The sequence below is a fragment of the Mesonia sediminis genome, from assembly GCF_042684705.1.
Lineage (GTDB): Bacteria > Bacteroidota > Bacteroidia > Flavobacteriales > Flavobacteriaceae > Mesonia > Mesonia sediminis.
In genome coordinates, this window is sequence record NZ_JBHULZ010000014.1 from 57351 (window position 1) to 82520 (window position 25170).

Here is a 25170-nt window from a genome sequence, read left to right on the forward strand (position 1 = left end):
TTTATAAGTTTTTTAGAGCTAGCTTTATAATTTGTTGAACGGTTGACTCTGGAGTTTCTTTTAAAATGCGCTGCACTACTTTTTCAGATTGCTTTGCACTATACCCAAGAGTTTCTAGTGCAGATAACGCTTCTTGCTTTGCACTATTGCCCTGAGGCATTGAAATTTGTGCATGTTCAAGGTGATCTCCTAGTTTATCTTTTAAATCGATAATTACCCTTTGCGCTGTTTTGGTTCCTATCCCTTTTACACTTTTAATCACATCAACATCTTCTTGGGTTATAGCTTCAACAACTTCTTGTGGAGATAAAGAAGAGAGCATGGTTCTTGCTGTACTTGCGCCTATACCCGACACTGATATGAGTTTTTTGAAAATCTCACGCTCTTGCACCTGCATAAACCCGAATAAAGTATGCGCATCTTCTCGAACTTGTAAATAGGTATAAATTTTCACGTTCTCGTCAAGCGGAAGTTGCTCGTAGGTATGTAAAGAAATATGTAAAAAATAACCAACACCCTGGCAGTCAATTACCACATGAGTAGGTGACTTTTCGGCTAATCTACCTTTTAAATAAGCAATCATAAACGTTAATAAAGCGTTAAAGCTCCAAATGTAGCAAATTAATTAGGATACAAAAAGTAAAAAGCAGGTTTAACACACCTGCTTTTTACCTGTATTTTAATGTGGTATTCCTGTGTGAGCTCGTTTTTCTTTTTCTTGTGCATCTACAACTGCAACGGCAGTCATGTTAACCATTTCTTCTACACTAGCTCCTAATTGCAGTACGTGTGCAGGTTTTTTTAATCCCATTAAAATAGGACCAATAGAATCGGTTTGATTCAATTCTTTTATCAATTTGTAATTAGAATTGGCCGCATCAAGGTTCGGAAAAATAAGCGTATTCACCTTTCTACCCGCTAATTTTGAAAACGGGAATTTACTTTCTAACATGCGTCGATTTAAAGCAAAATCTACTTGCAATTCGCCATCTACAATCAAATCTGGCATTTTGTCGTGTAAAATCTCTACTGCACGTTTTATTTTCTTTGCTTTATCATGTTTGGAGGACCCGAAATTTGCATAAGAAACCATGGCCATAATAGGTTCCATACCAAACATTTTCACGATTCGACTAGTCATATAAGCAATTTTAGCCAAATCTTCAGAATCGGGCTCTATATTAATTGAGGTATCACTAATAAACAACGGACCACGGGTAGTATTCATCAAATTGGTTGCTGCAATTCGAGTAACCCCTTTATCCATTCCTATCAAATCTAAAATTGGTTTCACTACGGTTGGATAGGCTCTTGAGTAACCAGACAATAAAGCGTCTGCATCTCCCTCATTTACCATCATACTGGCGTAATAATTTCGCTCACGCATCAATTTTTGCGCCTCATACAAGGTAATTCCATTTCGCTTTCTGGCATTCCAAAACACTTCGGCATACGCATTTACTTGATCTTTGCATTCATCAGACTTAGGATCTATAATCTCAACAGCATCTGTTTTTTCAAACTCCAATTCCTGCATCAACTCAAGAATCACATCTTTTCTTCCTAATAAAATGGGTTTACATAAGCCTTCATCGTGACCTATTTGAGCTGCTTTTAATACATCTAAATGATCTGCTTCGGCGTAAACAACACGTTTAGGATTTAATTTAGCTCTGTTTAAAAGCAAACGGGTAATTTTATTATCACCCCCCATACGCTCATAAAGCTCATCTTCATAGCGTTGCCAATCCTCTATGGGCTCTTTAGCAACGCCACTTTCCATGGCCGCCTTTGCAACAGCTGGGGGTATTTTGGTAAGTAATCTAGAGTCAAAGGGCTTAGGTATGATGTATTCTCTACCAAAGCCTAATTTGGTCTCTCCGTATGCAATATTGACTTGCTCTGGAACATTTTCTTTAGCTAGCTCTGCTAAGGCCCTAACAGCAGCCATTTTCATAGCTTCATTAATTTTTGTTGCCCTAACATCTAATGCTCCTCTGAAAATAAACGGAAAACCAAGTACGTTATTTACCTGGTTAGGGTGATCGCTGCGCCCAGTTGCCATAATCAAATCTTTTCTCGTACTTACCGCTAAATCGTAATCTATTTCTGGATTAGGATTGGCCATAGCAAAAACAATAGGATTCTTTGCCATGCTTAAGAGCATATCTGGTGTAACGATATCAGCGATAGACAAGCCTACAAAAACATCTGCATCTTGCATCGCCTCTTCAAGAGTATCAATTTTGCGGCTGGTGGCAAACTCGTCTTTTTCGGCACTTAAATTCTCTCGATCTTTACGGATTACCCCTTTGCTATCTAACATAACAATGTTATCTGCCTGGGCCCCAAAAGCTTTATAAAGCCTAGTACAAGAAACTGCAGCGGCTCCTGCCCCACTCACCACAATTTTTACATCTTCTATTTTCTTTTCTGCCAACTCAACTGCATTTAAAAGTGCGGCAGCCGATATAATAGCCGTACCGTGCTGATCATCATGCATTACGGGTATATCTAACTCCTCTTTTAAGCGTCGTTCAATTTCAAATGCTTCTGGTGCTTTTATATCCTCTAGGTTTATTCCACCAAAAGTCGGTGCAATATGCTTAACCGTTTGTATAAACTCATCTACATTTTTGGTATCAACTTCGATATCAAAAACATCTATATCTGCAAAAATCTTAAACAATAAGCCCTTCCCTTCCATTACGGGTTTAGAGGCCTCTGGCCCGATATCTCCTAAACCCAAAACGGCAGTACCATTTGATATAACTGCAACCAAATTACCTTTTGATGTATACTTGTAGCTGTTGTTTTTATCTTTTTCTATCTCTAAACAAGGAGCGGCAACTCCAGGAGAATAAGCCAATGCTAAATCACGCTGCGTCGCGTATTTTTTTGTTGGCACAACCTCTATTTTTCCAGGTTTGGGTTTGGCGTGATAAACTAAAGCTTCTCGTCTTTTTCTTTCGTTTTGTATACTCATTTGTATTTCGTTTAGCGAACCTACAAATGTAAACATAAGTTTTTTGATTTGCTAAGATTGGTTTTTTAAAAACGAGATATTACGCTGAAGACCCGCAAATTTAGTCCGTTTAACGGCCGATTTCTGAAAAATCTTACCAAAAGTTTCTTGTGTTATTTCTTCCCAATCAGATTTTGTAAATGCAAGCAAATCGGGGTGTGGATCAAAAAGTGGTTCATTATGGGGTTTTGAAAATCGGTTCCAAGGACAAACATCTTGACAAATGTCGCAACCAAACATCCAGTCATCAAATTTACCTTTTTCTGATTGTGGTATTTCCTCTTTTAGCTCAATGGTAAAATAAGATATACATTTACTACCATCTACGCGATAAGGTTCATGAATTGCTTCTGTTGGGCAAGCATCAATACAGGCCGTACAGCTACCACAGTGATCTGTTACGGGAGTATCGGGTTCTAATTCTAAGTCTAAAATTAATTCTGCAATAAAGAAGAATGAGCCTGTTTTTTTGGCCAATAAATTACTGTTTTTACCAATCCATCCCAATCCGCTTCTAGCAGCCCAAGCTTTATCTAAAACTGGTGCAGAATCAACAAAAACACGTCCCTCAACGGCTCCGATCTCATTTTTTATATATTCAAATAAGCTTTTTAATTTATCTTTAATCACGAAATGATAATCTCGACCATAGGCATATTTGCTAATTTTGTAGGTATCATCTCTCTGATTTACGGAAGGGTAATAATTATAAAGTAAAGATATTACACTTTTTGCCCCAGGAACAAGCAATCGAGGATCAAGCCGTTTATCAAAATGATTCTCCATATAGCCCATCTGTCCATTTTTACCCTCTTTTAGCCATTGCTCTAAACGAGGAGCTTCTTCTTCAAGAAAGTCTGCTTTGCTCACACCACAAGAAATGAACCCAAGCCGGTCTGCTTCGAGTTTAATAAGTTTTTTATAAGGAAGGGTAGTGCTCATGTTAAATCATTAAAATAACCCTGCTTGCGAATTAGGCCTAGAAATACCCAAATGCCTGTAAGCAGCCTCGGTTACCTCTCGCCCGCGCGGGGTTCTAACAATAAAACCTTGCTGGATTAAGAAAGGTTCATAGACTTCTTCAATAGTTTCTGCACTTTCGCTCACTGCCGTAGCCAAAGTGGTAATCCCCACAGGGCCACCTTTAAACTTGTGAATAATGGTGGTCAATATTTTATTATCCATTTCATCAAGTCCATTAGCATCGACATTGAGTGCTTTTAAACCATATTTGGCAATAGCTAAATCGATTTGACCTGTTCCTTTTATTTGTGCAAAATCTCTAACCCTTCTCAATAGGGCGTTGGCTATACGAGGTGTTCCTCTACTGCGGCTTGCAATTTCAATAGCCGCTTGAGTTTTAATGGGGACTCTCAATATACTAGCGCTTCTTTCTATAATAGTGGCTAAGAGCTCTGTATTATAATATTGTAATCTACTTGAAATACCAAACCTAGCCCGCATGGGTGCAGTTAATAAACCAGAACGAGTGGTTGCTCCAACAAGAGTAAACGGATTTAATTCTATTTGCACACTACGTGCATTAGGGCCACTTTCAATCATGATATCTATCTTAAAGTCTTCCATGGCAGAGTAGAGGTATTCTTCTATAACCGGACTCAGGCGATGTATTTCATCTATAAATAAAACATCTCGTGGCTCTAAATTGGTTAATAATCCAGCCAAATCACCAGGTTTGTCCAGTACGGGACCAGAGGTGATTTTGATACCCGCTCCGAGTTCATTGGCTAAGATATGAGCTAGCGTGGTTTTACCTAAACCTGGAGGCCCGTGAAACAGTGTATGATCTAAAGCTTCATCGCGTAGGTTGGCGGCTTGAACAAAAATGGCTAAATTTTCCAAGACCTTTTCTTGACCTGCAAAATCATTGAAAGATAAAGGCCTTAAGGCTTTCTCTATATCATGTTCGGCTGGAGAAAATCCCTCACCGGTTGGATCTAAATGCTCATTCATAAAAACAAAGATAAACAAAAAGCCTTTTCAAATCTTGAAAAGGCTTTTGTGATTTATTGATAGAAGTATTAATGACTTAATTCATCTTCATTGGGCTGAAGTGGAATGTTTTGTGGCACATAATCTTGCCCAGGAATTACATAGTCTGTTTCTTCCTTATTCATTTTACTATAGTCATACGACCAACGGTAAACACTTGGTATCTCACCGGGCCAGTTTCCATGAATATGCTCTACTGGCGTAGTCCATTCTAGTGTTGTTGCATTCCAAGGGTTCTGCGTAGCTTTTCTACCATAGAAAATAGAAGCTATAAAGTTATAAACAAATATCAGTTGCGCTAATGCGGTTAAAATAGCAAACAATGTGATTAGTACATTTACATCGGCTAAATCATCAAAGTAAGGAAACGCTGTATTGGTGTAGTACCTTCTAGGAAGTCCGGCTAGACCGATAAAGTGCATAGGGAAGAAAACTCCGTAGGCTCCAACGGCAGTAATCCAAAAATGCGCATACCCTAAGTTTTTGTTCATCATTCTCCCATACATTTTAGGAAACCAGTGATATACTCCGGCTAACAAACCGTACACTGCCGAAATACCCATTACCAAGTGGAAGTGTGCAATAACAAAATAAGTATCATGCACGTTGATATCTAGCGTACTATCTCCCAAAATAATTCCTGTTAATCCTCCGGTTATGAACGTAGAAACAAATCCAATTGAGAATAGCATCGCCGGATTAAGCTGTAGGTTACCCTTCCATAAGGTGGTGATCCAGTTAAAAGCTTTCACCGCAGAAGGAATCGCAATTAAAAGAGTTGTAAAAGTAAACACAGAACCTAAGAAAGGATTCATTCCTGATACGAACATATGGTGACCCCAAACGATTGTAGATAAAAAGGCAATGGCCAATATAGAAGCAATCATCGCCCGGTAACCAAATATAGGCTTTCTTGAATTTGTTGCCATGATTTCAGAAACCAGACCCATTGCTGGAAGAATAACAATGTATACTTCTGGGTGCCCTAGGAACCAAAATAAGTGCTCAAAAAGTACAGGTGAACCACCTTGGTGTGCTAAAACTTCTCCTTTAATATAAATGTCACTTAAGAAGAAGGATGTACCAAAACTCCTATCCATGATAAGCATTAGCGCGGCACTTAATAAAACAGGGAAAGAAACCACACCAATAATAGCCGTTACAAACAAAGCCCAAATTGTAAGCGGAAGACGTGTCATAGACATACCCTTTGTTCTTAAGTTAAGTACAGTAACGATATAATTCAATGAACCAATTAGCGATTGCGCAATAAAGATTGCCATAGATATTAACCAAAGCGTCATTCCTAAACCAGAACCAGGAATAGCCTCTGGTAAAGCACTCAATGGAGGATAGATAGTCCACCCAGCTGATGCTGGTCCCGATTCTACGAATAAAGAACTAATCATGATAACGCATGATATAAAAAACAACCAATATGAAACCATATTCATAAAACCAGAAGCCATATCACGCGCTCCAATTTGTAATGGAATCAATAGGTTACTAAAAGTACCACTCAACCCAGCAGTTAAAACAAAGAAAACCATTATTGTACCGTGAATGGTAACTAAGGCAAGGTAAGAATCTGGTGTCATTACTCCATCTGGCGCATATTTATCGCCAAGAAGAAGTTCAAAAATATAAAAAGATTGTTCTGGCCAAGCCAATTGGATTCTGAACAATATGGACATCAAAATCCCTATGAATCCCATAGCAAACCCAGTAATCAAAAACTGTTTAGCGATCATTTTATGATCTTGACTAAAAATATATTTAGTAATAAACGTTTCTTTATGGTGGTGACCGTGACCATCATCGTGGTGCTGATCTTGAGCGTTTAATGTTGCGTTTACTGACATATTTATAAGCTATTATATCTTTTCTAATGTATTATTATTTCTTCTCAATTGTAGAACCAAAAGTTGGTTGCTCTGCAAGCCAAGCTTGGTATTCATCCTCTTCTTCCACTACAATTTTCATCTGCATATTGTAATGAGAAACCCCACAAATTTTATTACATAATAAGTAATAATCGAACTCATAAGGATCTAATCCCATTTCTCCTTGAGCTTCTAACTCTTTTGTTCTTTGCTTTCTAATCTCATTAAGCTCCTTAACTTTATCTACCATATAATCGGTAGTACGCATTTGTTCTGTAGTTAGAGTTGGCGTAAATCCAAACTGAGTAATCATACCAGGAACCACATTCATTTGCGCTCTATGGAATGGGAAATAAGCCGAGTGCAATACATCTTGTGATCTAAATTTAAAGAGTACTTTCTTATTAACTGGCAAGTGCAATTCTGTGGTAATTTTATCATCCATTGCGTACGGATCACTTTCGTCTAACCCTAGCGTATTAACTCCTTCAATAAAGCGAACATTGGCTTTTCCTAGGGTATTATCTTCTCCAGAATAACGTGCTTTCCATCCAAATTGATAAGCATACACCTCAATCACCAAAGTATCCTCATCTTCATCGACAAACATTATATCAGACCAAGTGAATAATCCGTAAATTATAAGGCCCGCCAATACGATAACAGGAATAATTGTCCAGATAAATTCCAATTTATCATTATCCGCATAAAATAGTGCTTTTTGGCCTTTTTTACCTCTATATTTCCAACCAAAATAATGTAACAAGAATTGAGTAATCATTTGTACAAAAATGATAACACCCATACTTATAAACATTAGTCGGTCATAATCTACCCCGTGTTCTGAGGCAGCTTCGGGAAGATACAAGTCTGTATAATTCCAAAAATTATAAAACATAAAAACATACAAGAAAACCGTAAAGGCCATCAATAAATAGGCTTGGGTTTTATTGTCTTTATCTGAAGCAATACTAGGATCATCACTAGACACAGGCTTCGATAATTTTAGGATTTTTGACATTTGCCAAAAGGTCAATCCCAATAAGGCTAAAACAGATATGATTAAAAATACAGTCATTTTATCGTAGTCTTTAACTTTTTAAATTTTAATAATGAAAGTGTTCACTCTCTTTAATAAACGGATTTCTTTTTGCTAGTAAAGGTGCTTTTGTTAAAGCGTTAAATACAACGAAAGTAAATAAACCTCCAAAGAAAAGTACCGCACTTATTTCTGGCACACCAATAAACCAAGACTCCCCAACGGTTGCTGGCATTACCATAGTATAAATATCTAAATAATGACCCACTAAAATCATTACACCAGTCATAACAATAAACCAATTAATTCTTTTATACTCACTATTCATTAGTACCAACATAGGAAATAGGAAGTTAATAGCTACCATTCCGAAAAACACTAAGTTGTATTTTTCTATTCTAGTAACGTAATAAACCACCTCTTCCGGAATATTTGAGTACCAAATTAACATAAACTGAGAGAACCATAGGTAAGTCCAAAATATGCTGATACCAAACATAAACTTCCCTAAATCGTGAATATGACTATCGTTCACATAAGGAAGGTACCCTCTAGATTTTAGGTAAATAGTTACTAAAGCAATTACAGTAATCGCCGAAACAAATAAACTAGAGAACACATACCACCCGAACAAAGTACTAAACCAGTGCGGATCCAAACTCATAATCCAATCCCAAGACATCATCGATTCAGTTACAATAAAGAATACTAGGAAAGCTGCAGATAACTTAAAGTTTTTTCTGTAGTAGCTATTATCATTAGCTTCGTCTTGCTTTAATGAGTTTTTTCTTAAAAAGTATCTAAATACATTCCAGCCGATAATATAAATGGCAGCCCTAATCAAAAAGAATGGAACATTTAAGTAAGAAGATTTATTCTGGATAATTTCATCAGTGGCAACCACGTCAGGATCCATCCAAATGAATAAATGATTAAGGTGAACACCAGACAAAGCCAAAAGAATAAATACAATTATACTACCTGGCAACAAGTAGGCAGTGATAGCCTCCATGACCCTAAATAGTACTGGCGACCAACCAGCCTGTGCTGCATATTGAATCGCATAAAAGGCTAAAGCACCTAAAGCGATCATAAAGAAAAAGAAGGCTCCAACATAAAGTGCGGCCCAGGGTTTGTTTTGTAATTGATGAAGAACATGTTCGGCATGCTCATCATCATGTGATGCATCTCCATGAGCAACTGCATGCTCTCCTGCGGCCATTTCATGATTACCGTGATGCTCTTGAGCAGCTAAAATCTCTTTTACTTCTTCAATCGAGGTGGGTGCAGTTGCAAAGGCATAAACCAATCCTATTGCCCCTAAAATCATAAAGATTATAGCTGTAATTTTTAATTTACCAGATAGCGTATACATATTAATAGATAATAATGCGGTTATTCTTAATTATTTTCTTCTTTTGATAGGTTTTGATCTGCCGAATCCTGTGCTTTATTATTGGCGTTATCTCCAGCAATTCCAGCTTTTTCCCAATGGGCAATTTCGTCTGGAGTCATGAAATCTCTCTTAGGTTTACCTTCAAGTTCATTCTTAAGGTCCATAACGTAATGAACAATTTGCCAGCGTTCTTTCTCATCGGTTTGAGCGGCATACGACCCCATACTATTTAAACCATAATACACAACGTGATAAGTAGAACCCTCGGTTATAGCTCTTCCCATATCATCATAAGAAGGCACCCCTAAAATTTTCTCTCGGTTTACCAAAGTACCTTTTCCATCGCCTTTATCACCGTGACAGATTGCACAATATATCGTATATAAAGCTGCTCCTTCATTTACATTTTCTTCTGTGTAAGGTAGTGGGTTTTTAAGCTCGGCCTTCGCAGCATCAAAACCATCTAGATTATTCTCGTATTCATAAGGCATCCAACCTCTTGGAACAGTACCTTCTGCCGGTAATTTAGCTTCTTGCCCGTTCACAAAAATATCATATTCGCCGTAAGCTTCATATCCTACAGGTTCATACATATCTGGAAAGTATTGATAATTCCTGTCTTTATCACCAGCACAAGAAGCTGCAATTAAAGAAAGACCACAAATACTTGCTATTTTAAATAAACTTCTCATAAGGTTTATTTGTTTATTAAATTTACTTCTAATGCCCCAGTATTCTTAAAGAATTGAGCCATTTCTTCTATGTTATTATTTTCGACTAAAACCTCCATTAAAAACAAATCATCGGTTGTTCTTACGTCTGGATTTTCAGCTTTCTTAAAAGGCCATAATCTACTTCTTAAGTAAAAAGTAATTACCATTAAGTGAGCCGCAAAAAATACCGTAAGCTCAAACATAATAGGAATAAAGGCAGGAAGGTTCTCTAAAAAAGAGAAACTTGGTTTACCCCCTATGTTTTGTGGCCAGTCTTCAATCATAATAAAATTCATCATCAAGATGGCGACAGTCAAACCTACCAATCCATAAAGAAAAGAAGTAACTGCCAATCGCGTGTGGGGTAAGCCCATCGCTTTATCTAGTCCGTGAACAGGGAAAGGTGTAAATACCTCTTCGATATGATAATGCTTAGCACGAGTGTCCTTAACCGCTTGCATTAAGATATCATCATCTGTGTAAATTGCATGAATCTTTGTTGATGCCATCTTCAATTAAATATTTTTTAAGTTAGTTGCCTGTCCAGACCAATCTTTTCTCTCCGCTTGCCCATCATAATCGACAAGTAATTGATCTAAAAGTGCATAATCTTCATTTGTCATTTTGCTGATTTGGCCATAGGTAAAAATCCCTATTTGATGTAATTGATGCGCAATATTTGTCCCTATCCCATCAATCTTTGTCAAATCATCTTGTTGTTGGTTCGCCGAATCAAATCTTCCAATTCGATCTAAAAGCTGTTGTACAACTAGCTCTTTATTTTTAGCTATTGCTGATTTTGCCTCAGGCGAATCTATAACCACATTAACCTTTTGTTCTTTCGGCAATTCGTACAACTTCACTTCATCACCGTGTACTGCACGCATATTCTTATAACGATCTCCAGATGACTTCAAAATTGTTTTTACCTCCGCTTGTGCGATTACTGGGAAAGTTCTCGCATACAATAAAAACAGCACAAAAAAGAATCCGATGGTTCCTACAAAAATTCCAATATCTACAAAAGTTGGTGAGAACATTGTCCAAGAAGAAGGCAAGTAATCTCTGTGTAAAGAAGTAACAATAATTACAAATCGTTCAAACCACATTCCAATATTTACAACAATCGAAATAAAGAAGGAGAACATGATACTTCTTCGTAATTTAGGGAACCACATAAATTGAGGAGAAAATACGTTACAAGTCATCATCGCCCAATAAGCCCACCAGTAAGGCCCAGTTGCTCTATTCAAAAAGGCATACTGCTCAAATTCTACTCCAGAGTACCAAGCAATAACCAGCTCGGTAATATAAGCCACCCCTACAATTGAACCCGTAATCATAATTACGATATTCATCAATTCAATATGCTGTACAGTAATATAATCTTCTAATCCAGACACTTTTCTCATGATGATCAAAAGCGTGTTTACCATTGCAAATCCTGAGAAAATTGCCCCTGCAACGAAGTAAGGGGGAAATATGGTGGTGTGCCATCCTGGAATAACAGAGGTAGCAAAGTCAAACGATACAATAGTGTGTACAGAAAGTACTAATGGAGTTGCAAGACCAGCTAACACTAAAGAAACTTCTTCAAAACGCTGCCAGTCTTTGGCTCTACCCGACCAACCAAAAGCAAGTATAGAATAGATTCTTTTTTGAAAGGGTTTCACAGCACGATCACGTATCATAGCAAAATCTGGAAGTAAACCTGTCCACCAGAAAACTAGCGATACAGAAAGGTATGTTGAAATTGCAAATACATCCCACAGTAACGGAGAGTTAAAATTAACCCATAAAGACCCAAACTGGTTAGGAATAGGTAAAACCCAATAAGCCAACCAAGGTCTACCCATGTGAATAATTGGGAATAATCCTGCTTGCACTACAGAGAAGATAGTCATCGCCTCTGCAGAACGGTTAATAGCCATTCTCCATTTTTGTCTAAACAATAATAGAACGGCTGAAATTAAGGTTCCGGCGTGCCCGATTCCTACCCACCATACAAAGTTGGTAATATCCCAGGCCCAGCCTACGGTTTTATTTAGACCCCAAGTACCAATTCCGGTAGAAACGGTGTAAGTTATACAACCCAATCCCCAAATAAAGGCTACTAAGGCAATAGAAAAGACAATCCACCAAGATTTATTAGCCCTTCCTTCAACCGGCGCAACAACGTCTAAAGTTACATCGTGATAGGTCTTATTCCCGGTAACTAGCGGCTTTCTTATAGGTGCTTCGTAATGAGACATAGTATTTTTAAAATTAATTCTTTACTTAATTAAACTTCTGATGTGTTTCTAATTTTAGTCTGATAGAAAACATTCGGCTTGGTACCTAAGTACTCTAACAAATGATACATTCTATCGTCTTGCTTATTCTTATAAACTTCACTCTCTTCGTTATTAATATCTCCAAACTGAATAGCACCAGTACCACAAGCTTGAGAACAAGCCGTTTGGAATTCATCTTTTTTCACCTCACGACCTTCACGCTTAGCATCAAGAATCGTTTTCTGAGTCATCTGAATACACATTGAACATTTCTCCATAACCCCTCTAGAACGTACAGTCACATCAGGATTAATTACCATTCTACCCAAATCATTGTTCATATTATAGTCAAATGAATCGTTTTGGTTATATCTAAACCAGTTGAAACGACGCACCTTATAAGGACAGTTGTTTGCGCAATAACGCGTACCCACACATCTGTTATAAGCCATTTGGTTCTGACCTTGTCTACCGTGTGAAGTTGCCGCTACAGGACAAACTGTTTCACAAGGCGCATGGTTACAATGCTGACACATAACAGGCTGAAAAACCACTTGCGGATTACCCGAAGCTTCTTCTAGCTCACCGAATCCTGATAGCGAATCTCCTAAACCATCAAAGTTGTCTTTCTTTTCTAAGTCTTCAACAAAAGTTTCTTCAGAAGAATAATATCTATCAATACGCAACCAGTGCATATCTCTACTTTTTCTAACCTCTTCTTTACCTACAACTGGAACGTTGTTCTCGCTATGACAAGCAATCACACAGGCACCACATCCGGTACAAGCGTTTAAGTCTATAGAAAGGTTAAAATGGTGTCCTACACTTCTATCAAATTCTTGCCACAAATCAACTTCGGGAGAATTAACAGAAACCGGCTTATGATCTAAAGAAACATGCGGTATAGCGTTCCAATGCTCTTTATCTTTAGTATTAAAAATTTCTAAAGTGGTTTCTTTGATTATATCCCCACTACGCCCCATTAAGGTTTTATGCAATTGCACACAAGCAAATTCGTGCATGCCACTCGCCTTCTCAATACTAATGTTTTGAACGGTATTAAAATCTTTATATAATGGGAAAGCATTAACCCCCACTTGCATTTCACTCTGTATAGCTTCCTTTCTACCATAACCAAGTGCTAAACCTACAGTTCCAACTGCTTGACCAGGTTGAATAATTACCGGTACATTTTCTAAAACCACGCCATCCAAGCTTAAGTTTGCATAGCTACCGTTTAAACCACCATCAGCCACATGTTCATTTACAAACCCCAAGTTTTCAGCATCTGCTTTAGATACGGTTAAATAGTTATCCCAAGATACTCGCGTTAACGGATCTGGAAATTCTTGTAACCAAGGATTATTAGCCTGTCTTCCACTACCCATTCCGGTTTTTGTATACAAGTGAAGCTCTAAACCGTTGGTTTTTTCAGCCTTCGCTAGACGATTGGCCGCATTAGAAATACTTACATTAGCCACAAAGCCTTCACTTGCTTTTAAGTCAGCCCCAGCACTAGAAGTAAATACACCATCATGCAGTGCAGTAGCCCAATTCGTGCCACCTAAAATCCCTTTACAAGTCTCTTTTATATATTTATAATAATTCTCTTCTTTTCCTAATAAACTCAATAATACGTCTTGAAATTGCTTAGTGGCAAATAACGGACGTATGGTTGGTTGGGTTAAACCGAATTGAGTTTTAGTAAAACGTACATCACCCCAACTCTCTAAATAATGAGGTTCCGCCCCAACAAATCCACAAAGTTTTGCAGTTTCATCTAATCGCTCAGCGAAAGCCGCAGAAACATCTACATTAGCCAAAAGAGCAGCGAATTCATCTCCATTAGGCAATGTGAATACAGGATTAACTCCTGCCATAATCACTGCACCAACAGCACCCGCTTTAAGATCTTCTATAAGACCATTTACTTCTGCTACATTCCCCTGCTTGGTAAGCTTTGGATCATCTGTACTCATTACCTTACTCCCTAAGGCTTCATTTATCGCGATCACAAGCAACTGAGCATCAACATCCTGAAGACCAGACACTACAACTGCTCCAGACCCGGCTTTACGCAACTGTTCTTTAGCTTTTACTACTACATCATCTAATTTCGCTGGCAAGCCACTAGTTGATTTACCTGAAACATATCCGTAAAGCGCCGCTAAAATTTGTTTTTGCTCTGCCGCGGTAACCATTACACGCTTATCAGCATTAGCACCAGTCAAAGACATATTGGATTCAAAATGAACGTGTCTTGACATCTTGCCATCTTTCGGAATACGACCCTTAGCATACCCTGAATCGTAACCACCACCTTGCCAATCCCCTAAGAAATCCGCACCAACAGATACAATTACTTCGGCTTTTGCAAAATCGTAATTAGGCATGGCTCTGTAACCAAATTTTTGCTCAAAAGCGCTCAACACAGCATCTTCTGCTACGTCATCATATACCACATGACTCGCATTAGGGTAAGCAAGTTTAAACTCTTCTATCAAACGCTCTGTAGATGGACTAGCAAAACTCTGTGTCAAGAAAACAATTTTCTTCCCAGCAACAGCGTCTAAACGCTGCTTTAAATCAGATTCAAATGTTTCCCAAGAAACAGACTCACCACCTACCATTGGGCGCTGTAATCTATTAGTATCATACAAAGAAAGAACCGAAGCATGAACCCTGGCATTCGCACCCGGATTCAATTTATCTAAACTATTATTCTCAATCTTTATTGGTCTACCCTCACGAGTTTTAACCAACACACTAGAGAAATCAAATCCATTAGCTATTGTTGTCGCGTAATAATTCGCCACTCCAGGAACAATTCTTTCGGGCTGAACTACATAAGGAATAGACTTTACAACCGGACCTTCACAAGCTGCCAAAGATGCCGCTGCTGTACTAAAACCTACGAATTTCAAAAAATCTCTTCGAGAGGTTTTAGAACTCTCCAAAGACTCTTTATTACCCAAGAACTCATCTGTAGGGATTTCCTCTACAAATTCGTTTTGCTGAAGCGTCTCAACAATAGAACTATTATCTTTTAGCTCCTCAACACTTTTCCAGTATTTCTTGTTTGATGACATATATAAAATAGATATTAACTGCTTAATAAATTAGTAATGACATTTTCCACACTCCAGCGCCCCCATTTGAGCGGCTGTCAAGGTTTCAACACCATATTTTTTTGATAATTCTTCGTGAATCTTTTCGTAATACTCATTACCCTGCATATTCACTTTGGTATCTCTGTGACATTCTATACACCACCCCATAGTTAAAGGCGCGTGCTGCCTCATAATCTCCATTTCTTCAACAGGACCGTGACATTTTTGACACTCGATACCCGCCACAGTAACGTGCTGAGAGTGGTTAAAATAGGCTAAGTCTGGTAAGTTATGAATACGAACCCATTTTACCGGCTTCTCTTCTCCTGTGTAGGATTGCGTAGCCGGATCCCAACCTACAGCATCGTAAAGCTTAGCTATTTCACCATCATAAAATTCTTTAGAATACTCCTCAGTTGCCGTTTCCGGAGCAACCTCTGCAATTGACTTATGACAATTCATACAAACATTCAAAGAAGGAATACCCGACTGTTTACTCACACGAGCAGAAGAGTGACAATACTTACAATCTATACCATTGTCGCCCGCGTGGATTTTATGCGAATAATGAATAGGCTGCACAGGAGCGTAACCTTGGTCAACACCCACCTGCATGAAAAAACCATATACATAATACGAACCAACTAACAAAAGAACTACCGTAGTAACAATCACTAAAAACTGATTCTCTACAAACGCCTTCCATATCGGCTTTGAAATCTTTTCATCTTTTTCAATTACCACACCATTTGCCTCAGCAAAACGAGTTAGGGTCTTGTTCACCAAAAAGAGAACCACCAAAAGCAATAATAATACAAAAGCTAAAATTCCTAAAACAACCTGAGTAGATACACCTGCACCACCTCCTTGACCTGCCGCCGTAGACCCTTCGGCAGCAACAGCAACTTTAGGCTCAGGTTTTGGCTGCTCTACATAAGCCAAGATGTTATCGATATCAGAATTTGATAATTGAGGGAAAGCATTCATCGCCACCTTATTATACTCTTCATAAATAGCAACCGCTTGAGGGTCTCCCGCTTCAATCATTGCCGAACTATTCTTAATCCAAGAATACAACCACTCTTTTCCTCGTTTTTCAGTTACCCCGTGTAAAGCCGGACCAATAGCTCGCTTATAAGGCTTATGACAAGCTGCACATAGACTATTAAACAAATCTTTACCAGCACTCACATCGCCTTCTAGACCAGCCTCATCGACCGGTGTCGTGTTCTCTTCTACCGAAGGACTATCGGCAGCATCTTGTGCAAAAGAGGGGTTAGAAAAGAAAAATAATGCTGCTAGAGCGAGCAAAAGGAATCTTGAATTTGAATGGCGCATTTTCACCTTTTTCATATTACAGTTGAATTAACATCTTTAACTTGATATACCTTTCACAATAAGCCAGTTACCTCTAAACAAGCCTGAATACTGCGAAAATCAATAGCAAAAGTAACACTTATCACGCATTTTAAAAATGTTAGCTAAGTGTTAATACGTAATTTATATCAGTTCTAAATAATAAATTTCAATAAAAATAGTTAGAAAAGTATATTTTTGTTTAAAATTAGAATTATGATCGATAATGTAAAGGCGTATAAGCCCTTATTTTTAGGAGTTTTTATGATAACCGCGCTAGGCACAAATGCCCAGGAAAAAACACTTAAAATTGAAGCAGATCCACTGATACAGGAGCTAGTGATTTTAAAAAATAAAATGGTTGAAACCAAAGAAATAAATGATCGCTATATTATACAATTATCGGCTGATGCGACTTTAGGTGAAGCTGAAAAAACTCGAGCTAAGCTTCAAAAGGAATTTCCTGAAATGACTTCAACCATAGAATATCAAGCTCCCAATTATAAGGTTTGGGCAGGTAATTTTAGAAATAGAATAGAGGCAGATAGAGCTTTTAGAGATCTCAAAGAGACTTTTAAGAAAGCATTCGTTTTTAAACCGCGTTCATAGATCAAAAAAAAGCTTAATAAAAAAAAGGATTGCCTTTGCAATCCCTTTTTTTATTAAGAATTAAACAGTTAACTATTTAAGTTTCTTCTTCACTGCAACTTCTTGATATGCTTCTACAATATCACCTTCTTTGATGTCATTATAGTTCTTAATTTGCAATCCACAGTCATAACCTTTTGAAACTTCTTTTACATCATCTTTAAATCGTTTTAAAGAAGCTAAAAGTCCGTCATAAATCACAACACCATCACGAATCAAACGTACCTTACTGTTTCGGTAAATTTTACCATCGGTAACCATACAACCTGCAATAGTTCCAATTTTAGAAATTTTGAAGGTTTCTCTAATCTCTGCGGTACCAGTTACCTCTTCCTTCATCTCTGGAGACAACATTCCCTCCATTGCATCTTTAAGGTCGTTTATAGCATCATAAATAATAGAATAAGTTCTAATATCAATCTCTTCTTTTTCGGCCACTTGTTTAGCATTCCCAGCAGGCCTTACATTAAATCCAACAATAATAGCGTCGGATGCAGAAGCTAACAAGACATCACTTTCGGTAATAGCACCTACACCTTTATGAAGTATATTGATTTGAATCTCCTCGGTTGATAATTTTTGGAAGCTATCTGTTAAGGCTTCTACAGAACCATCCACATCCCCTTTAAGAATAATATTCAGCTCTTTAAAGTCACCCAGAGCAATACGTCTACCTATCTCATCAAGGGTAATATGCCTTTGCGTTCTCACGTCTTGCTCACGTTGCAATTGGGTACGTTTGCTAGCAATGTCTTTAGCTTCTCGCTCATCGCGCATCACGCTAAATTTATCACCCGCTTGCGGAGCTCCGTCAAGACCAAGTATAGATACGGGGGTTGAAGGCCCCGCCTCTTTAATTTTGTTTCCACGCTCGTCGTGCATAGCCTTGATTTTCCCACTTGTAGTACCCGCTAATACGTAATCACCTATTTTAAGTGTACCTCCTTGAACAAGCACGGTAGAAACATAACCTCTACCTTTATCTAGGTAAGCCTCAACAACAGTACCAGTAGCGAGCTTATTCGGGTTTGCTTGCAGCTCAAGTAACTCGGCCTCTAGCAATACTTTTTCGAGCAATTCTTTAACCCCAGTTCCTTTTTTGGCAGATATATCCTGAGATTGTATTTTACCTCCCCAATCTTCCACCAATAAGTTCATACTGGCTAATTTTTCTTTGATTTTTTCTACGTTAGCCGTAGGTAAGTCTACTTTGTTTATCGCAAATATAATAGGCACTCCCGCCGCTTGTGCGTGCGAAATAGCTTCCTTAGTTTGCGGCATCACGTCATCATCGGCTGCAATAACAACAATAGCAATATCGGTAACTTGCGCTCCACGGGCTCGCATAGCGGTAAAGGCCTCGTGACCCGGAGTATCTAAGAAAGCTATACGTTTGCCATTATCTAATTCTACCCCGTAGGCTCCAATATGCTGGGTTATACCACCACTTTCGCCTGCAATAACATTTTCTTTACGGATATAATCTAACAACGAAGTCTTTCCGTGATCAACGTGTCCCATTACAGTAACAATCGGTGATCTACTTTCTAAGTCTTCCGGTTTATCTTCTTCTACTTCAATAGCTTCTTCCAAATCAGCAGTAACAAACTCTACTTCGTAACCAAACTCCTCGGCTACAATGCTCAGTGTCTCTGCGTCTAATCGCTGATTCATCGTCACCATCATCCCTAATGACATACAAGCAGAAATCACTTTGGTTACGGGCACATCCATCATTGTTGCTACTTCAGAAACAGTAACAAACTCAGTTACTTTAAGCGTTTTGCTTTCTAACTCTTGTTGTTCTTGTTCTTGCTCTGTTTTTTGACGGTGCTGATCTCTTTTATCTTTACGGTATTTAGCTCCTCTACCTTTATTGGATTTACCCTGTAACTTTTCTAGGGTTTCACGAATTTGCTTTTGCACTTCTTCTTCGGTAGGTTCTTCCTTCACCACAGGCCTTCTTGCCTTATTGCCTTTTTTGAAGTTTCCTTTCTTCTTACCAGCCGCTCCCTTAGAAGGATCTTTAGCTATACGCTTACGCTTCTTCTTCGAACTAGCACTATTTTTATCGTCTTCCTTCTTTTTAGCCGGTTTTTTCTTAAATTGACTTAAATCAATTTTTTCGCCGGTAAAATTAGGTCCATCTAATTTCTTATAATTCGTTTGAATTCGCTCTTCAGGTCTAGGTTCATCTGTTTCACGCTCTTTTTTCGCCTTAGGCTGCTCTCCACCTTTTGCTTGCTTTTTAGGCGCTGAAGTTTCTTTTTTCTCTTCTGGCTTAACAGATTCCTTAGATTCTTTTTTACTATCAGCTTCTTTCTTATCAGCCGATTTATTCAAGTCGATTTTACCCACTTGCTTTGGCCCATCTAGACTAGCTTTAGCTCTAACAATACGCTCTTCTTCCTCCTGGCGTTTTCTTTCGCGTTCTTTCTTCTCCTCCAGTTTACGCAATTTCTCTTGTTGTTCACGCTCTCTAGCCAAACGGAGTTCTTCTTTTTCTTTTTGCTTTTCTTTACTTACTTCTTTAGAAGCCACTTTTTTACTCTTATCTGTTTGAAATTTTTCAAAAAGCACTTGGTAAACTTCCTCCGAAATTTTTGTTGTAGGACGTGCATCAATCTCATAACCCTTAGACTCCAAGAACTCCACAGCCCGGTCTAGTGATATATTAAATTCACGTAATACTTTGTTTAATCGCATATTTTTCGCTTCAGCCATAAATTGCCTCTAAATTAACCTCTTTATTCTTATTTTGTCTTAAAATTTTAAAAAAATCCTATTCAAACTCTTCTTTTAAAATTCGTATAACTTCTATTATTGTCTCCTCTTCAAGATCGGTGATTTTAACCAAATCATCTACATCTTTTTCAAGAACACTTTTTGCTGTATCTAAACCGATTCTTGACAATTCATCAATGATCCAAGATTCGATTTCATCTGAAAACTCACGTAACTCTACATCTTCTTCTTCGCCATCTCTATAGACATCAATCTCATATCCGGTTAGTTGTCCGGCAAGTCTAATATTGTGTCCTCCTCTACCAATGGCTTTAGAAACCTCCTCGGGTTTTAAAGTAACTTGCGCACGTTTATTTTCTTCATCCATTTTTATCGACATCACTTTAGCCGGACTTAAGGCTCGTGTAATCAATAATTGAATGTTATTGGTGTAATTAATCACATCAATATTTTCATTACCTAACTCTCGAACTATACCGTGTATTCTAGAACCTTTCATACCAACACAAGCTCCCACTGGGTCTATCCTGTCATCATAACTATCTACAGCTACTTTAGCTTTTTCTCCTGGTACGCGTACCACCTTTTTGATGGTAATCAAACCGTCAAAAACCTCTGGGATTTCTTGTTCAAACAACTTCTCTAAAAATTCAGGCGCTGTTCTAGACATAATGATGGTGGGTTTGTTACCTTTAAGTTCTACGCTTTCGATAACCCCTCTCACATTATCCCCTTTCCTAAAGAAATCTGAAGGTATTTGTCTATCCTTTGGCATCACCAACTCATTGCCTTCGTCATCTAACAAGATAGCTGCACGATGCCTAATATGATGTACTTCGGCAGTATAAATCTCACCTTCAAGATCTTTAAACTGCTTATAAATATTGGTATTATCATGTTCGTGAATCTTTGATATAAGGTTTTGTCTAAGTGCTAAGATCGCCCGCCTACCTAAATCGATTAGTTTCACCTCTTCAGAAACATCTTCACCCACCTCAAAATCTGGCTCAATTTTTCTAGCTTCTGTCAACGAAATCTCTTGATTGTCATCTTCAACCTCTCCATCGGCCACCACAATACGGTTTCTCCAAATCTCTAAATCGCCTTTATCTGGATTTATAATAATATCGAAATTATCATCTTGTCCAAATCGCTTTTTCAAGGCATTCCTAAAAACGTCTTCAAGAATCGCCATTAAAGTTACACGATCTATTAATTTATTATCTTTAAACTCTGAAAATGAGTTGATTAAATCGATATTCTCCATATCTAATTTAGGTTAAAATGTTATCATCACTTTTGCTTCTTTTATCTCTTCTAGTGGCAGCCATACCTCTTTATTTACCGTATGCTTGCCTTTTCCTACAGGTTTTGGCTCTCTAGCCTTCCAACTCAGCAGTATTTTATCTTCCTCTACTTGATCTAAATTACCCTCTAAAATACCCTCGGCTAAAGTAACTTTTAACTTTCTACCCAAATTCTTCTTGAATTGTCTTGGTAATTGTAAAGGCGCTGTCACTCCAGCAGAGGTTACCTCTAAAGAAAAATCCTCCTCCTCACGATCTAAGTTGTGTTCTATTTTTCGACTTACAGCAATACAATCATTCACACTCACCCCTTGGTCACCGTCAATCACTACTTGAATTTGATTGTCTGCCTGTATGCTTAAATCGATCAAAAAAAGCGAAGGGTTTTCAGCAAGGGCTTCTTCTAATAATCCCGCTACTATTTCTTGCTTCATAAAACGCTTTTCTAGTTATAAAAAGAGGGGACTTAAAGTGTCCCCTCCTATCTTTTTTTTGTTTACAATGCAAATGTAATAATATTTTCTCACATAATAAATTAGAAACCAACGAAATTATTTGTACTTTTAATTTTTATTAGCAAAAACAGACAACTAAAATAACACAAATGAAAAAAATTCTTGTCCCAACAGATTTTTCTGACCAAGCTGAAAACGCCTTAAAAGTGGCAGCACAACTAGCCAAAACCTATGATGCCGAGATATATTTACTACATATGCTTGAGCTTCCTGCTCAGTTGATCGACCCCACATTAGACGGCAACCCAAATAGTTTACCCGAGGCGATTTATTTTATGAAATTAGCGCGTAAACGATTTTCTGATGTTTTAAGTAGTGATTACCTTGACGGATTAACAGTTTATGAAACCGTACAATTTAATGAGGCTTTTGAAGGGATTATGACTTTCTCAAACGAGAATGATGTCGATTTAGTAGTGATGGGTTCACATGGGGCAAGCGGTTTTAAAGAAATTTTCATTGGCTCCAACACAGAAAAAGTAGTAAGAAACTCAGATATTCCTGTCTTGGTTGTGAAGAACGAATTGGAAGTGAGCAAGGTTAAATCTATGGTTTATGCCACCGATCTTATGCCAAAAAATAGAGATTCCTTCCTAGAAGCAGTAAATTTCGCTAAGAAAATGGATCTTGAAATGCACGTGGTTTACATCAATACCGCAAATAAATTTAAAACCGACGAATACATCAATAAGAAAAAAGCTGTTTTCTTTAAAGATGTAGATTTTGATAATTATTCTTTTGATTTATATGGAGCGGAATCTATTGAGAAAGGAATCTTAAAATTTGCGGCATTTAAAAAAGCCTCTCTAATAGGCGTGAGTACCCATGGTAGAAAAGGGATTGCACACTTCCTAAACGGAAGCATCAGTGAAGATCTTGTAAATCACGCTAAAATACCTGTAATTACTTTTAAAATTAAAGAACAAGATTAAAGCAACTCCTTTTTAAGGCCTTTTTGTAAACAACGCCAATAGTAGTTCCAAAAAGATTTTGTTTTATCTCTTTTCACACCCGTAACCTCAACAGGCTTACGGGTTTTATTTTTGGAATCTACCACAATATTAGCTAACCAGCTCATTATCTTTTTTTTCTGCCCATTCTCCTTTAACACTTCAAATTTAAGTTCATCATAAACCATAATCATTTCGCCTGAGGCTTTATTTTGGTCACCGCTAAAATTATAGTGCAAAGCATCAATGCTTCCGTTAGCCTGTACACCCAAAGCCGGAATAAAAAATTTATTTACTTGGTGATCTTGCACCTCCCAGGCGCTTCCTTTAAATTGAAAAGCATCGGTAGAATCAGCAACTCGGAATGAATACTCAAAATCTAACTTTGAAATTCCCGTAAAGTCTGCCTTAAGGTCAAGCGTAGTTTCTTTTTTGGAGTTGTATCGGGCTTGACCTCCTGTCAAATGACCAATAGCGGCGTTTACATTTTCAAATGACACCTCACCCACTTCATTTTCTCCTAACTTTTCTTGGTATTTTATAAATGTGTCATGAATAGCTACCGTATCTACTTTTAAGCTAAAAGGTAACTCGCGTAACATCTGACTGTAAAGCTTTTTTTGCCTCACATCATCTTTAATGGTTTTGTCTCTATAAATTTGCAAATCCCCTTTTTGAATGTCTACACCTGGTATATATAAAGAAAATATTTGATCAATGGAGTATTTTAATTCTTTACAAGCGACGCGATCAATTTTAAGATTTATCAAATCTTTTTCGTAAGGTATGTGATTTACATATTCTCGCTTCGAATATTTAGGTGTATAAATCAAATCATTTGCCTCCAATAGCGAATCGTCTAAAACAAGTTCTTTCAATTTCAAGTCTTGTAGGTTATTTACACTCAAGAACAGATCAAGAAGTTCAAAACGATAGCTATCATATTCAACAGGTATAGCTTTCTTCACTGTTTTATGGTTAAGCACAACATTATGAACAGATAAATTAATTTGCTCTACCTCCGCTTTCAGCCGATCGTGCTCAATCCACTTGAAATTACCTTTTCGCAAATGCACTTTTTCCACCGTAATGGCGTTTATTTTCATCTCCTTTTCCGCCTTTTTTTCTGGTATTGATTTATTACTCACCCATTTAATTTTAGGCTGTTCAATTTCAATCTCACTAATAGCCAATTGGTCTTTAAACACAAGTTGTAAGAGTTGCACTCCTTTTACTTCAATTTGATCTACCTCAAAAATAGACTCCCCTTTTGTTCTATGCCAAGATACTTTTTCTAATCGTCCAGCTCTTTTCCAGAGATTTACATCAAGTTTACTAAACACCAGCTCTCCACCTAAAAGCCCCTCACCTAAATATTGCTTTAGCCGATATTCGATATACCATTGCGTTCCAAAATAGCTTACTCCAAAAAGTATAATCCCAAGAATTATATATTTTACAATTTTATTAGTCACTCCTCTATAATTTACTTTACAAGATATAAAAGCACATTTATCCAATACGTTAAATTAAGATTAATTGGGAATATTTTAAATGTACAACAAGGCTTGACATATTATCTTTAAAGAAAAAAATGTTGCTACGAATAGCTTATATTTTCTTGATATTAGGCAGCCATTCTGGTTTTGCCTACTACACTTTGTATGCAACAAATAATTTATATATAAAATTTATTTTCTTTCTTTCAAGCGTCTTACTCATTTGCTTATTTATTTTAAAGGGAAATAAGTATATTTTTAGTGATGAGTTTGAGGATGACAATGAACCAACCCGATGCGAAATTGAAAATAAGGCTGAATTGCATCAGTTCAAAAGTCAAAAAACCGCAAATCCAAACCTAAAGGCTGAGTAATAAATAAAAAATTGATTTTCTTAATCCTAAATTTTTAATCCCCTTTTAAAAATTTACAGTATTTATCATTATATGCATATTGTAACCTAAGCGCTTTCAAAAACCCTCTAAATAAACTACTAATTCTCTTCGATCGAAGCATTCTGCCCTCTAAAATTTAATAGCTATAGATGAATTACGAGAGCTAAGCAGTGTAAGCTAGCCGTCGCACTTACCAAACTCCTAATTTCCCCTTAACAGTCTCTAGTCAAAAGTATAGTGAGTCCACACTGAGTCCACAGTGAGTCCACAGTCAGTCCACTATATTGTGGACTAAAGTAAACT

The 25170-nt window shown here is 37.5% G+C and carries 19 protein-coding genes; 3 read left to right on the forward strand and 16 right to left on the reverse strand.

From position 1 onward, the window contains the following. Position 1: 1 nt before the first annotated feature. The 12 genes from ruvA to ACFSQ0_RS02915 all read right to left on the reverse strand — a co-directional run bounded on the left by ruvA (position 2) and on the right by ACFSQ0_RS02915 (position 16805). On the reverse strand, positions 2-583 hold the full coding sequence (gene ruvA, locus ACFSQ0_RS02860; RefSeq protein ID WP_379043839.1) for a Holliday junction branch migration protein RuvA: 582 nt from the start codon (positions 581-583) through the stop codon (positions 2-4). Positions 584-679: 96 nt separating this feature from the next. Beyond that, entirely contained in the window at positions 680-3022 is a 2343-nt protein-coding gene (locus ACFSQ0_RS02865) for an NADP-dependent malic enzyme (RefSeq protein ID WP_379043842.1), read from the reverse strand. 15 nt (positions 3023-3037) lie between these two features. Next, positions 3038-3967, reverse strand: coding sequence for a tRNA epoxyqueuosine(34) reductase QueG (gene queG, locus ACFSQ0_RS02870; protein WP_379043845.1), 930 nt, complete (start codon positions 3965-3967; stop codon positions 3038-3040). A 9-nt stretch (positions 3968-3976) separates the two neighbouring features. Next, complete coding sequence (gene ruvB / locus ACFSQ0_RS02875; RefSeq protein WP_379043848.1) at positions 3977-4999, reverse strand: Holliday junction branch migration DNA helicase RuvB; 1023 nt, start codon at positions 4997-4999, stop codon at positions 3977-3979. Between the two features lie 68 nt (positions 5000-5067). Continuing rightward, a complete protein-coding gene (locus ACFSQ0_RS02880; protein WP_379043851.1) occupies positions 5068-6900 on the reverse strand; it encodes a cytochrome c oxidase subunit I in 1833 nt (610 codons plus the stop codon). A gap of 34 nt (positions 6901-6934) precedes the next feature. Then, the gene (locus ACFSQ0_RS02885; protein WP_379043854.1) at positions 6935-7999 is read right to left on the reverse strand and encodes a cytochrome c oxidase subunit II; all 1065 of its coding nucleotides are present in this window, start codon (positions 7997-7999) and stop codon (positions 6935-6937) included. Between the two features lie 28 nt (positions 8000-8027). Next, a complete protein-coding gene (locus ACFSQ0_RS02890; RefSeq protein WP_379043857.1) occupies positions 8028-9335 on the reverse strand; it encodes a quinol:cytochrome C oxidoreductase in 1308 nt (435 codons plus the stop codon). Between the two features lie 26 nt (positions 9336-9361). After that, complete coding sequence (locus ACFSQ0_RS02895) at positions 9362-10048, reverse strand: c-type cytochrome (protein ID WP_379043860.1); 687 nt, start codon at positions 10046-10048, stop codon at positions 9362-9364. Between the two features lie 5 nt (positions 10049-10053). After that, a complete protein-coding gene (locus tag ACFSQ0_RS02900) occupies positions 10054-10578 on the reverse strand; it encodes a DUF3341 domain-containing protein (RefSeq protein WP_147861594.1) in 525 nt (174 codons plus the stop codon). A 6-nt stretch (positions 10579-10584) separates the two neighbouring features. Then, a complete protein-coding gene (nrfD, locus tag ACFSQ0_RS02905; protein WP_379043863.1) occupies positions 10585-12321 on the reverse strand; it encodes an NrfD/PsrC family molybdoenzyme membrane anchor subunit in 1737 nt (578 codons plus the stop codon). 29 nt (positions 12322-12350) lie between these two features. After that, a complete protein-coding gene (locus tag ACFSQ0_RS02910) occupies positions 12351-15431 on the reverse strand; it encodes a TAT-variant-translocated molybdopterin oxidoreductase (protein WP_379043866.1) in 3081 nt (1026 codons plus the stop codon). A 30-nt stretch (positions 15432-15461) separates the two neighbouring features. Beyond that, positions 15462-16805 (reverse strand): cytochrome c3 family protein, encoded by a 1344-nt coding sequence (locus ACFSQ0_RS02915; RefSeq protein WP_379043869.1) that lies wholly within the window; start codon positions 16803-16805, stop codon positions 15462-15464. Positions 16806-17024: 219 nt separating this feature from the next. On the opposite strand from ACFSQ0_RS02915, the gene ACFSQ0_RS02920 reads away from it, so the two are divergent. Beyond that, entirely contained in the window at positions 17025-17417 is a 393-nt protein-coding gene (locus tag ACFSQ0_RS02920) for an SPOR domain-containing protein (protein WP_379043872.1), read from the forward strand. 72 nt (positions 17418-17489) lie between these two features. On the opposite strand, the gene infB is transcribed toward ACFSQ0_RS02920, so the two are convergent. The 3 genes from infB to rimP are packed head-to-tail and all read right to left on the reverse strand — an operon-like array spanning position 17490 to position 21942. Further along, entirely contained in the window at positions 17490-20180 is a 2691-nt protein-coding gene (gene infB / locus ACFSQ0_RS02925; RefSeq protein WP_379043875.1) for a translation initiation factor IF-2, read from the reverse strand. 58 nt (positions 20181-20238) lie between these two features. Continuing rightward, a complete protein-coding gene (gene nusA / locus ACFSQ0_RS02930; RefSeq protein ID WP_379043878.1) occupies positions 20239-21468 on the reverse strand; it encodes a transcription termination factor NusA in 1230 nt (409 codons plus the stop codon). 12 nt (positions 21469-21480) lie between these two features. Continuing rightward, positions 21481-21942 carry a ribosome assembly cofactor RimP gene (rimP, locus tag ACFSQ0_RS02935; RefSeq protein WP_379043881.1) on the reverse strand — a complete coding sequence of 154 codons (462 nt, stop codon included), beginning with the start codon at positions 21940-21942 and terminating at the stop codon, positions 21481-21483. A gap of 170 nt (positions 21943-22112) precedes the next feature. Between rimP and ACFSQ0_RS02940 the strand changes: the two genes are divergently transcribed. Then, positions 22113-22955, forward strand: coding sequence for a universal stress protein (locus tag ACFSQ0_RS02940; RefSeq protein ID WP_379043884.1), 843 nt, complete (start codon positions 22113-22115; stop codon positions 22953-22955). Here the strand turns inward: ACFSQ0_RS02940 and ACFSQ0_RS02945 are convergent. Next, positions 22952-24448, reverse strand: a complete 1497-nt coding sequence (locus ACFSQ0_RS02945) for a hypothetical protein (RefSeq protein WP_379043887.1) — start codon at positions 24446-24448, stop codon at positions 22952-22954. The genes ACFSQ0_RS02940 and ACFSQ0_RS02945 overlap by 4 nt on opposite strands. Positions 24449-24567: 119 nt before the next feature. Here ACFSQ0_RS02945 and ACFSQ0_RS02950 point away from each other — a divergent pair, with 119 nt between their 5' ends. Then, a complete protein-coding gene (locus ACFSQ0_RS02950; RefSeq protein ID WP_379043890.1) occupies positions 24568-24846 on the forward strand; it encodes a hypothetical protein in 279 nt (92 codons plus the stop codon). Positions 24847-25170 lie beyond the last annotated feature (324 nt).